Source organism: Thalassotalea ganghwensis (assembly GCF_053485795.1).
In genome coordinates, this window is sequence record NZ_JBQRUM010000015.1 from 47724 (window position 1) to 59367 (window position 11644).

At 40.5% G+C, this 11644-nt stretch carries 10 protein-coding genes; 4 read left to right on the forward strand and 6 right to left on the reverse strand.

The window, feature by feature from the left end:
• Positions 1 to 95: 95 nt before the first annotated feature.
• Positions 96 to 875, reverse strand: a complete 780-nt coding sequence (locus tag ACSLUH_RS14630) for a hypothetical protein (protein WP_448568295.1) — start codon at positions 873 to 875, stop codon at positions 96 to 98.
• Positions 876 to 981: 106 nt separating this feature from the next.
• On the opposite strand from ACSLUH_RS14630, the gene ACSLUH_RS14635 reads away from it, so the two are divergent.
• A complete protein-coding gene (locus tag ACSLUH_RS14635; RefSeq protein ID WP_448568297.1) occupies positions 982 to 1356 on the forward strand; it encodes a YacL family protein in 375 nt (124 codons plus the stop codon).
• Between the two features lie 43 nt (positions 1357 to 1399).
• Here ACSLUH_RS14635 and ACSLUH_RS14640 read toward each other — a convergent pair whose 3' ends face one another.
• Positions 1400 to 2248, reverse strand: coding sequence for an HDOD domain-containing protein (locus ACSLUH_RS14640; RefSeq protein ID WP_448568299.1), 849 nt, complete (start codon positions 2246 to 2248; stop codon positions 1400 to 1402).
• 206 nt (positions 2249 to 2454) lie between these two features.
• Here ACSLUH_RS14640 and ACSLUH_RS14645 point away from each other — a divergent pair, with 206 nt between their 5' ends.
• Complete coding sequence (locus tag ACSLUH_RS14645) at positions 2455 to 3516, forward strand: DUF6242 domain-containing protein (protein ID WP_448568300.1); 1062 nt, start codon at positions 2455 to 2457, stop codon at positions 3514 to 3516.
• Between the two features lie 66 nt (positions 3517 to 3582).
• Here ACSLUH_RS14645 and ACSLUH_RS14650 read toward each other — a convergent pair whose 3' ends face one another.
• Together ACSLUH_RS14650 and ACSLUH_RS14655 are read right to left on the reverse strand one after the other, a co-directional pair.
• Positions 3583 to 4686: an NF038122 family metalloprotease gene (locus tag ACSLUH_RS14650; protein WP_448568302.1), complete on the reverse strand. Its 1104-nt coding sequence runs from the start codon at positions 4684 to 4686 to the stop codon at positions 3583 to 3585.
• A 267-nt stretch (positions 4687 to 4953) separates the two neighbouring features.
• The gene (locus ACSLUH_RS14655; protein WP_448568304.1) at positions 4954 to 7836 is read right to left on the reverse strand and encodes a M16 family metallopeptidase; all 2883 of its coding nucleotides are present in this window, start codon (positions 7834 to 7836) and stop codon (positions 4954 to 4956) included.
• 326 nt (positions 7837 to 8162) lie between these two features.
• Between ACSLUH_RS14655 and ACSLUH_RS14660 the strand changes: the two genes are divergently transcribed.
• Positions 8163 to 9272, forward strand: coding sequence for an S-(hydroxymethyl)glutathione dehydrogenase/class III alcohol dehydrogenase (locus ACSLUH_RS14660; RefSeq protein ID WP_448568306.1), 1110 nt, complete (start codon positions 8163 to 8165; stop codon positions 9270 to 9272).
• Positions 9273 to 9289: 17 nt separating this feature from the next.
• Positions 9290 to 10120, forward strand: a complete 831-nt coding sequence (gene fghA / locus ACSLUH_RS14665) for an S-formylglutathione hydrolase (protein WP_448568308.1) — start codon at positions 9290 to 9292, stop codon at positions 10118 to 10120.
• Between the two features lie 9 nt (positions 10121 to 10129).
• On the opposite strand, the gene ACSLUH_RS14670 is transcribed toward fghA, so the two are convergent.
• Positions 10130 to 10618 (reverse strand): nuclear transport factor 2 family protein, encoded by a 489-nt coding sequence (locus ACSLUH_RS14670; protein ID WP_448568310.1) that lies wholly within the window; start codon positions 10616 to 10618, stop codon positions 10130 to 10132.
• An 85-nt stretch (positions 10619 to 10703) separates the two neighbouring features.
• Positions 10704 to 11582 carry a universal stress protein gene (locus ACSLUH_RS14675; protein WP_448568312.1) on the reverse strand — a complete coding sequence of 293 codons (879 nt, stop codon included), beginning with the start codon at positions 11580 to 11582 and terminating at the stop codon, positions 10704 to 10706.
• Between the last annotated feature and the right edge of the window lie 62 nt (positions 11583 to 11644).

The following is an 11644-nucleotide window of genomic DNA, read 5'->3' on the forward strand; positions in this document are numbered from 1 at the left end:
TCATTTGTTGACGCAGATTGCACGAGTATTGATAAAACGGTTAGCGCCAACCAACTGTAATTATTGCCGTTCTTTATTATGATAAGGTAACACGATTAACGTTTTTTATCTTTACCTAGTTTTGCTCTTACTTTTTCCATATGTTCTCTAAAATTACGATTAAACTTTGTCTCACCGCAGCTAAACGAGCTTACCGCGGTAATGCCCTCCATACCGACTGTCGATAAATCTTCAACCAAGGTACAACTGCCATCATCACCTTTAATGATTTGTTTGGATGGACCAACACTGCTGGTTGCATTCTTACGTTTCTCATCTGCTGACTCTTGTACTTGCGAATGAGGTACCAACTTTGGCGTTCCATGCAGTATCGAGCCACTATTGGGTTGGGCTCGCTCTAATTCAACTTGCTGGTAGTGTTGCTCATTTATACTCTCTCTGAGTTTACTTAATTGATTGATACTAAAGGCTGACCGAGTTGTTTTTGTTTTATTATCAAGGTCGAGCGCGCTAACGTGTTGGTTGTTGTTTTGTTGTGTGTTTGCATTATCAACGAGGGGGGCGGACTCCTGTTCGATTTTCGGTGCGGGGTCAGTTGGTGGTGGCGATTGATTTTCTTTTGATTTTTGGGCATTGATTTGCTCAGAGTTAGTTGCTGCTACATTTTGTTCTTGTTCTTGTTCTTGCTCTGGTTTTGATTCAACTTTTTGAGGTTCGGATTTCGGTTTTGGTTGTTGATAAAGGTAACTTTTTATTGGTGTTATCGGCTTTTCTTTGGGTATTTCAATAACGGTATGATAGCTGCCCAGCAAAAGCAACATAACGGCATGCACAGCGAGAGATAACGAAAATGAAAAAGAAGAACGACGATTCACAACAAAACTAATTGATAACTAAGGAATAACATAGACGCCTTATTTGATTGATAGTTCCCTCATTAACAAAGATAATATGTCTTTAAGGTAATTGAAGAGAAACGGTTTGGAATACGAATTTCGGCGTGATGTTGTTACCGGTAACGCAACGGTTAACTTTTCGGACGACCATCGGGCGTTCGGGGTATGGTTTGAAATTGAACTAGGTGCTGATCTCAATAGAATCGCTAAATTAATCGAAACAGTGAACCAAGTTATTGACGGAAGCTCATCAGAGCAAAAGTTTATTGGCAGTGAATATTCGCTTGTGATTAATCGAGATGATGTACTAGTTTATGCCAATGCTTTACACAATGGCTTAACCTTATTACCTGAGCATTTGCTTGAGCAACAACTTGCGTTAGACAGTGACGGAGAAGCGAGTTGCGGACCTGAAGATTTTCTTGAGTTATTAACTTCATGGCAGTCGTTTATCGCGTAACTGTATGGTTAATTAGGTCTGTAATACCAATTGAAATAAATAGTTAACTCAATTGGTATAAATTAGCGCTATCTTCTATCAAGTCTTGATATTGCTCTTCGTCGAGATCAAGCGTTGTCAAAATAGAATCCTTTAAGAACGCCCAATCAGCACAATCTCGAAAATGCTTGTGATTATGAACGAGATTTTCCGCCATTTTTAATGTCGCAAAGTAGCATTGTGGCAAGCTTTGATCGATAACATGTAAAAAACTGCGATCATGGTGCGACAATATTAATTGACAAATATCTTTGGGTAATCGCCACGAAGAAGCAACAAAATAGCCTATGGTTGCATGGTTGACTTGATAAACACTTTCTTCTATTGACGTTAAGGTTTCACTGGGCGTGTTATAAGCATGTTCATACGTTTCAGTGTAATCATTGTAGCGCATTGCCATCACAGGTATTCCACAGTCATGAAATAAACCTAAAGAAAATAACTTATCTTTTGACAATGATTGTTTTAAAGATTGTCCGATAAATACGCTGGTGTTGGCGATGTTGGTAGCATTTTGCCAAAATTCTTCTAGGGCAATATTGCAATCGTCTTGTTTGAAACTGTCTTTTAGCAAGGCATTACTGACCAACATCATAATGCCATTCAAGCCGATGTAACGTGTTGCTTTGTGTATATCAGAAATACTACGTGCTAAGCCGTAAATTGGCGAGTTAACGGTTTTTAGAATTGTCGCAGATACAGCAACGTCCTGACTTATCGTGTCAGCAATGGCAGACAAGTCCGGCTCTGGCTGTGCCATTAAGTTTTGCAGCTTTAACAGTAACTCAGGTTGAGCAGGTACTGAAAACCCTTTGCTTATATCTTCTAAGACCTTTTCATCAACGGTTAACATAATTGCTTTTATGGCTAATTTGAAGTTTGATAACGTCTGCAATAAGTATAGTAACGCTTGGACAGACTTATTGTTTTATTTTTATGCAACTACTATCGACTAAATTATATTTATTTGCAATGCTAACGCTTAAAAAGCTTTAAAAATAATATCTTACTAGTACTATTGAATCATCTTATTACTCAAATATTATCCAAGGACTTTTTGTGAATTCGACATTAAAAAAGGCTGCTATATTGGCAGCTATGATGTTGCTACCGACATATTCCAGTAATGCGACCTCTATGGTTGATTTACCTAAATGGCAAAACATTACCCTGAATGAAAATTTATCTTTTCGTGGTTCCGCTGTTTTTCAAAATACCTTGTGGGTGACGGGGTCGAAAAATAGTGTTTATGTGAGTTTTGATGCGGGTCAAACATGGCATGATAAATCAGTACAAGCTGAGTTAATTACTGATTTTCGTGATGTTGAAGTGTTTGATCAACAAACCGCTATTGTTATGGGGGTTGGCAGTGGTCAGCAATCAATACTTTATAAGACCATAGATGGTGGCGATAGTTGGCACTCACTTTATCAAAACACAGATAAAGAAGGTTTTTTTGATGCGATTGATTTTTGGGATAGAGATAATGGCCTTTTGATGGGAGATCCCGTGGATGGCTTCTATGTGGTAAAGAGAACAAGCGATGGTGGTAAAACATGGCAGCGAGTTGAAGAGCAAAACTTACCCAAAATACGTGAGAAAGAGGCCGCCTTTGCGGCGAGCGGTAATACCTTAATTGTCGGTAAACAAGGTAAAGCGTATTTAACCACTGGCGGCTTTTCAGCATCAGTTTATATTAGTGATGATTATGGTACGAGTTGGCAGCGTCAAAGTGTGCCATTGTACACAGAAACCCAAACTGCTGGGGGCTATGGGCTGGCATTAAATCATCAGCAGCAACTGTTTGTTGTTGGCGGTGATTATCTGCAGCGCCCTGCGAGCTACGCCAATATGGCCAGTTTAATCGATGGAAAATGGCAAGCAATTGATGCTGGTCAGCGAGGGTTAAGAACGGCGATGTCATGTCAGGGGAATTTGTGTATAGCAACGGGTAAGACAAGTTCTGATATTTCTTATAACGGGGGGAAATCGTGGATTCCGTTAGCCAATGAATCGGCTAAAGCAGGAGATAAGGGGTTTTATACGCTTGCGAGTGATCATCAGCTATTTTTAGCGGCGGGTGCTGACGGAAAAGTTGGCGTCTTATCGTTTCGAAAGTAAAGAGTTTTAGGAATAGAAACAATAAAGGCACTTCATAGTGCCTTTAAGTTTTTTTATGCGCTCGTACTAAGCGCGTTTACGTCGACTGCCCGCTAATCCTGCTAATGCTAGACCAAACATAACAATAGTGGTCGGCTCAGGAACCTCTGCTACATTGATATCCCAGCCCATAACGTCAAAGGCGATCAAATCCATTACGGTTACATCACCAAATTCACCAAAGGCAATAGACGGATCCATAATGCCAATGTCTAAATTGTCTTTAAAATGACTTGCTTGCCAACCATCGCCACCAAAACTACCCGTAGAAAAATCAGCTAAGTTGGTCATACCACCATCAATTGAAAAATAGGCCTCTGATCCAGGGGTCCAATCACGAACACCGGCTCCTGTGGCTACACTGGCTTCCGAGAAGCGAAATAAATCTAATACTGAAGCAACAGCGTAAGGGTCTACGTCAAATTCAGGATCTCTTTCGCCAGAGTTGTAGACGAAGTCGTAAGTATCTACACCACTAACAAAACCTAACGCATGACCGATTTCATGAATAGCTACCGCAACGAAATCCATTTTATCGAAATCGATACCATCAGTTCGGTCAAAATCAAAAGCAAATTCACTACTAAATGTTACTTGACCGTCTAAGTCACTCCAGCCACCAAAACCTTCGCCCAATCCTAATGCTTTTGCATTAGCTTGATTCACCACCATCGCAAAGTTATCAACTGAGCCATCTTGATCTTGCTCTGGAGAAACAGGGGCACTTGGGTTTTCTTGATCTAAAAAGCTTAAACTACATGCGCCAGCACCTTGATCTTCACAAGGTAAGCTATTTGTTGCCATATTATCTAATGCAGAGGTGCGATCATTAAATAAAGCCGTTGCAACGTCTTGATAGAGGTAGACATCTTGTGCAGAGCGTGTTTCACCGATAGTATTTGGCTTAAGAGCTGCAAAGCCTATTCCCAAATTAATAGTGATATCATCAGCAAATACACTTTCCCAAAACATTGCTGCTTCTTGAAAGCCAGCCAGTGCTTGTTGCCCTTTATCATCAGCAAATTGAGCCGGATCATAGTCGAGTGCTATAGTCGTAGCGTTTACAGACGAGGGTAATAATAGGAGACCCGCGATCAACGAGGCAACCGTTGAGATTTTACTTTTTAGCATAGTTTTACCTTTAGGTTATCTATTTTTATTTTATCTTATTGAGCCTTTACAAATAAGTTACCTTAAAAATACATCAATGACTTTTTTGTAATAAACTTGTTAATGCAATAAATAAGCCTTTTGTGTAAAGTTTTGTAATGTAATGAAAAAATTAGTGGGTGAAATGATTTTTCGAGGCGTGGTAAATGAAGTGTAAAAAATACTGACAATGAATAGTTAAAAGCTTTAGCGTGGTGCTAAAGCTTTTAACGTATCGAGAGCGGGTGGTTAAATTTTATTGCCTTTTCTATCCAATTGAATAACCTCTCCCATGTTAAGTTCTTTGAGGCGAGGTAATTGAGTTTTTGCATCACCGACCACTAAATAAATCATTTTATCAGGGTTGATATATCGATTTATGGTGGCTTTTGCTTGTGCTAGGGTTAGATCAGCTAACTGTTGCTGCTGTTGCTCGACATAGTTCGCTGGTAATTGATAGCTGCTAATATTTTGCACGACACCTAATAAACTGGTTGTTGTTTCAAAGGCGCTAGCATTGGCGCGCTTAAGTACTGATTGAGTTCCTTCAAGCGCGGCTTGGTCAAAGTTTTTACCGTAGTTACCAAGAATTTCTCTAAATGTTTGTAAAGACTCTAGGGTAACGTTAGAGCGAACACTTGATTGAGCGGTAAAAATACCGACGCCATTTCTTCTGTTAATTCCTGAATACGCGCCGTAGGTATAACCCTTTTGTAAACGTAGTATTTGGAAAAGCTGACCAGAAAAACTTCCACCTAACTGATGATTAACGGCAACCGCAGGGTAATAATCATCGGCACCCGCAGCCATTGCTGGGTTACCGATACGGATATACGATTGTTTAGCATTAGGTACATCAACAAAATAAAGCTGAGCTTTTTCAATTGATGGTAAGGCGGTGACTTGAGTTAACTTTACTTCTTTTTTAGTCAACCCTTTAGCAAGTTCATTTAACGATGCTTGAACTTTCCTTTGAGTAATATCGCCAGCGACGTGCACAGTCGTGAGGTTTGCGGCAATATTTTGTTGATAGAAACGTTTGACATCATCTAGGTTAATATTGCTAACAGACTCACTTGAACCAATTACTGGCGTGCCTAGTTTACTGTCACTGCCATAGATTAACTTGGCAAAGACACTTTCGGCGATTGAACCCGGATTAGCACTCGATTGTTGAATTTGAGATTGAGTCTCTTTTTTAATACGTTGCCATTCAGCCTCATCCCAACGAGGGTTTAGCAATATCTCTTGGGCAAGGCTAATAACTTCATTAAAGTTTTTACTTAAGGTATTGCCATACAGGGTGATGTATTCCTCTTCTGCAACAAAATTAAGATCTGCACCTAAATCACCTAGCCGTTGTTCAAGCTGTTGTGGGGTTTTGCTGGCAGTACCCTCCATCATGATTGATGTTAATAAGTTTGCGACACCATCTTTATTTTCAGGATCCAGTGAATGCCCGCCCATCATTCGAATAGAGAACGATACTAAAGGTAGTTCATTATGCTCGATACCCATAACCGTAACACCATTGTCGAGCTGAGATTGCCAGACATCAGGTAGATTGACTGATTTACTTTTACCATCTGCTGGCATCACTGAACGATCAAAAGAAGATTCAGGTAACGCAAGCGGCTTTAATTCATTTGCAGCGGTTTGTGCCGCCTCCGCCATAGATTGCTCGGCGCCTTGGACAATTTTTTCTTCAACCACATCAGCTTTAATAGCGCCCTCTAAAGCAAGTTCAATTTGTCCTTTTGGAACAAAACTCGTGGCAACGCTGTGCTTACCATCAATATATTGGTTAAATACACGCATAATATCTTCTTTAGTGACGGCGCGATATCGTTCAATTTCAGTGGTAATCAGGTGAGGATCGTTTGCAAATTCATTGTATCTTGCAATAGCGGCTGCTTTATTAAAAACACTAGTGAGGCCGTTATAGAAATTGGTTTCTCGTTGCGTCATGATACGCTGCAACTGTTCATCGCCAAAACCATTAGCTTTGAAGGTCGCTAATGCTTTATCTAAACTTGCTTTAACTTTATCCAAATCAACGCCATCAAAGGCGCGCACGGTAAAGCTGAATACGCCAGCAATTTCACCACTGTGATTGCTAGCCTGAACATCTGGCGCAAGTTTATCTTGTTCAACCAAGGTTTTGTACAAGATACTATCTTTACCTACGGCCAAAATATTAGCGAGTAAATCAAGTGCATAAGCGTCTTGATGATATTGCTCAACAGTTGGCAGGGAAATGGTTAGCTCAGGTAATCTGGCAAAGTTATCTTCATGGTAGAGCGATTTATCTTGTGTTAATGTCACAGGCATTGGCGGTAGTGGTGTAACATCACCACGTGCTTCTAAATCACCAAAATATTTAGCTATCCATGCTTTGGCTTGTTCGCTATCAAAATCGCCCGCGAGCACTAAGGTAGCATTGTTGGTACCGTACCATTTTTGGTAAAACTCCCTAACGTCTGCGAGGGTCGCGTTTTGTAAATCATCTAAACTACCGATAACATCCCAGCTATAAGGGTGGCCTTCTGGGTATAATGCCTTTAGGGTCACATACTCTGTATGGCCGTATGGGCGGTTATCTACACCCTGACGCTTTTCGTTCTTAACCACTTGTTTTTCGTTTTCAAGACCTTCAAGTGTTACGGTATTGATGAAGTAACCCATGCGGTCAGACTCCATCCATAATACTTTTTCTAAACCGTCACTTGGTACCACTTCATAATAAATAGTGCCGTCTTGCCAAGTACCACCATTGAGTGTACCGCCTAAATCACCGATATTTTTAATAAAATTTCCTGGCCCGACATGTTTTGAGTTTTGAAATAACATGTGTTCGAAAAAGTGAGCAAAGCCGGTTCGACCGGGTTTTTCTCGGTTAGAGCCGACATGGTATTGAATGGCAACTGCAACGATAGGATCTGACTTATCTTGATGTAAAACAACCTCTAAACCATTTGGAAGTTGGTATTTTTCAATTGCTAATTTTTTCTCTGTTGTTGAAGCCATTTTACTTGATGTTGTATTGGCTGATGCTGTTGAGTTTTGCTCTGTGGTTATACACCCTTGCATCGCCAGTACCAAAGTACTGACCGTAAAAAGTTTTTTATACATTGTTGATTTCCCGAGGTCGATGATTACTCGATAGACCTTTCTCGTGTTGTAAAAGTTTTGTTAACTGTAACTTAACTTAAAATTGGTCACTAGTTCAATAAAGCAAATACAACAAAAGGAGAATGGATATTTTTTTGAGGAAATAGTGCTTATGCTAATGATTTATATATGTTATTTTTTAAATAGTGAGAACAAATAAACCATAAAACTGTCAATTGACGATAAAACTGTCAAGCTTTATGCACAGATACGGTAATTATCTTTGCCGAGAATGATAGGGTTGACTACATTTAATCCACCACAGGCGATTAATAAAGGACAAAAAGATGAAAACAAAAGCAGCAGTAGCGTTTGGCGCCGGTCAGCCATTAAAAGTAATGGAAGTTGATCTCGAAGGCCCGAGAGCTGGCGAAGTGTTAATTGAAATTAAAGCCACGGGAGTTTGTCATACTGATGCCTTTACGTTATCAGGCGATGATCCTGAAGGGGCATTTCCTGCCATTTTAGGGCATGAAGGTGCAGGGGTTGTGCTAGAAGTTGGAGAAGGGGTTACGTCCGTCGTTCCTGGAGACCATGTTATCCCTCTTTATACGCCAGAATGTCGTCAATGTGATTTTTGTTTACATCCAAAAACCAATTTATGTCAGGCAATTAGAGAGACTCAGGGGCAGGGCTTGATGCCTGATGGCACATCACGCTTCTCAATTGATGGTAAGCCACTGTTGCATTATATGGGCTGTTCAACTTTTGCCAATCATACGGTATTACCAGAAATAGCGGTTGCTAAAATTAGAAAAGATGCACCATTTGATAAGGTTTGCTATATCGGTTGTGGTGTAACCACTGGGGTTGGTGCGGTTGCGTTTGACGCCAAAGTTGAGCCAGGTTCGAATGTGGTTGTGTTTGGTTTAGGTGGTATTGGTCTTAATGTTATTCAAGGCGCTAAGTTAGTCGGCGCGGATAAAATTATTGGTATTGATATTAACCCAAATAAAGTCGAGTTAGCGAAACAATTTGGCATGACTGATTTTATTAATCCAAATGAAGTTGACGATGTTGTTGCGACAATCATCGAGCGAACGGATGGTGGTGCCGATTACAGTTTTGAATGTATTGGTAATGTTAATACGATGCGCCAAGCATTAGAGTGTTGTCATAAAGGATGGGGGGAATCTTGGATTATTGGTGTTGCAGGCGCTGGCCAAGAAATCTCGACCAGGCCATTTCAGTTAGTAACGGGGCGTTCTTGGCGAGGTAGTGCTTTTGGTGGAGCGCGAGGACGAACAGATGTTCCTAAAATTGTTGATTGGTATATGGAAGGTAAAATCAATATTGATGATTTGATCACTCATACCATGCCGCTAGAAGACATAAATAAAGCCTTTGATTTAATGCATGAAGGTAAGAGTATTCGTTCGGTTATTATTTACGATTAATCGCTACAGGAAGCCATATGAAATTAATCAGTGAACATAAGTGCTTTGGTGGACGTCAGTTACGCTATCAACATCAAGCAACTTCGTTAAATTGTATGATGACGTTTTCGATTTTTTTACCCAAGCAAGCTGAAAGTACATCGGTGCCGATTATTTATTGGTTATCAGGGTTAACCTGTAGCGACGAAAATTTTGTCCAAAAGGCTGGCGCTCAGCGGTACGCGGCTGAACACGGTATTGCGATTGTATGCCCTGATACTAGCCCTAGAGGTGAGGGAGTGCCTGATGACGAAAATGGCAGTTATGATTTCGGGTTAGGAGCTGGTTTCTACGTCGATGCTACTCAGACTCCTTGGTCGTCACATTATCATATGTATAGCTACGTGACTGAAGAGCTCCCTAAGCTAATTGAAGACCACTTTAATGTTGATGGCAGTCGACAAGGGATCAGTGGGCATTCGATGGGGGGGCATGGTGCATTAACGATTGGTATTAAGCATCAGCAACGCTTTAAAAGTATTTCTGCTTTTGCACCGATCTTAGCGCCTAGTCAATGCCCTTGGGGTGAAAAAGCGCTTAGCGGTTACTTAGGCGAAGATCGAAGTACGTGGCAAACTTATGATAGTTATCAATTATTAAAGCAGGTCGGCTGCGCTGTACCGATTTTAATCGATCAAGGGCTTAAGGACGAGTTTCTTCAAGAGCAGCTTCATAATCATCTGTTGGATGAGTTTAGTTATTTGCCAGGTTTAACTGTCCGTCGACACCCTGGCTATGATCACAGCTATTTTTACATTGCGAGTTTTATTGGTGAGCACATTGCGTTTCATGCGCGCCATTTAAAATAAGAACTATGTTTAATCAGTCAACGGGGGCAGGGCTTCCCACTCTGCTTTCGTTGCTTGTGAAATATGTCGCTCCATCATCATCTGCCATTTTCCGGCATCTTTTGTCAGTAAGGCTTCAAAGTTAGCGATGAAGTCACTGCGTTTTCCGTTTTCATCTATTGAATAATAATAAAACATGCCAGTTTGGTGGGCACTGGTTTCTCCTATTAACGACTTTGAAAATCGAAACTCTACGCCAGCAGTGATTTTACCATTTTTAGTATCTTCAAATCCTTGTTGCCAACGCGCAAATGCCTGGCCGATAGGGTAGCTTTTATTCGCCATATCCGTCACCAATATCGCTTGTGGATGAAAGCTCGCTTTATAACTTACAAAGTCGCCCTCGGCAACACTGCGACTGGATTCTTGCCAATAATTGACGAGTTCTTGGTGGATAGCGCTGTTTGCTAAGCACAGTTGGCTAAACGAAAAAAGAAGTATGGCTAGCAGTGATTTCATTTCGGTTTATTACTAAAAGATAATGGTAAGTTAATATCGCATAAGTCGCTATTGATAAACAAGTTTTATCATCTATTCGATTATTTTAACCCCAGTCATTATCTGGCTTAATGGCCAAAACATCATAATCGAGTTTCTCGATGATATATTCTGAAGTGTGGCCTAGCATGGTATTTACCAAACTTTGTCGTTCAGTAGTACCTAATAACACCATGTTGACTTCGTATTGATATGCTAAAGCAGCGATTTCATCTTCAACAATACCGCAACGCAAGTGCAGTTTTTTGGGAATATTGTTGACCTGCTGATTGCCTCTTATCAATTCAACTAGGTGATGCCAATGTTGACGTTTTTCACTCATTTCCACGTTATCTGATGGCTCTTCTATTGAGACACTGGTATGTTCGCCTAAATAACAATTAAGAAAGTGAGCGTTGCTGTCAAGAAGCTTCGCCATATAACAACTGGTATTGATGAGGTGTTGATTGAGTTGTTGATGAGATTCATTATCTCGTTCAGTATCAATGGCGGTTAAAATATGTCCATGCGCTTGCCAAGCTTTGCTGGTCACCAATAAAACCGGTGTTTGGATATCGCGCAGCAAATGCCAATCATCACAAGTCGCAATACCCAAATAGTTATGGTGCTTTGCATCGCGCTCTTTAATGACCAGATCATAGCGTTGTTCGTTTAGTTCCTCTAAAACTGCCTTGTAGTCATGTTTGTGTTGTACTTGTTTAAGAATAACATCTAGGCCATCTTTTTTGGCTTGTTGACTGCACCTTTCAATATCGTCAAGTTGCTGGTTAAGTTCTGATGTGGATGGAGAGTTTGGCGCACAAATCATTAGCAGGGTGAGCTTTGCATTAGCGCGCCGAGCCAACGTCAACCCTTTTTCCAAAGCGTTTTGATTATTTTTATGCGGATTAACTGCGGCTAAAATATGCTGGTAATCTAGATTCATAAACTTATCCCCCGATATTGTGCTTATTAAACCATAGTACAATTATTCAGGTGGCGGGTAAT

Excerpts from the sequence above, each read along its gene's own strand:
- ACSLUH_RS14640 (WP_448568299.1), bottom strand. The coding sequence starts at position 2,248 with ATGTTAACCGTTGATGAAAAGGTCTTAGAAGATATAAGCAAAGGGTTT.
- ACSLUH_RS14650 (WP_448568302.1), bottom strand. The coding sequence starts at position 4,686 with ATGCTAAAAAGTAAAATCTCAACGGTTGCCTCGTTGATCGCGGGTCTC.
- ACSLUH_RS14655 (WP_448568304.1), bottom strand. The coding sequence starts at position 7,836 with ATGTATAAAAAACTTTTTACGGTCAGTACTTTGGTACTGGCGATGCAA.
- ACSLUH_RS14660 (WP_448568306.1), top strand. The coding sequence starts at position 8,163 with ATGAAAACAAAAGCAGCAGTAGCGTTTGGCGCCGGTCAGCCATTAAAA.
- fghA (WP_448568308.1), top strand. The coding sequence starts at position 9,290 with ATGAAATTAATCAGTGAACATAAGTGCTTTGGTGGACGTCAGTTACGC.
- ACSLUH_RS14670 (WP_448568310.1), bottom strand. The coding sequence starts at position 10,618 with ATGAAATCACTGCTAGCCATACTTCTTTTTTCGTTTAGCCAACTGTGC.
- ACSLUH_RS14675 (WP_448568312.1), bottom strand. The coding sequence starts at position 11,582 with ATGAATCTAGATTACCAGCATATTTTAGCCGCAGTTAATCCGCATAAA.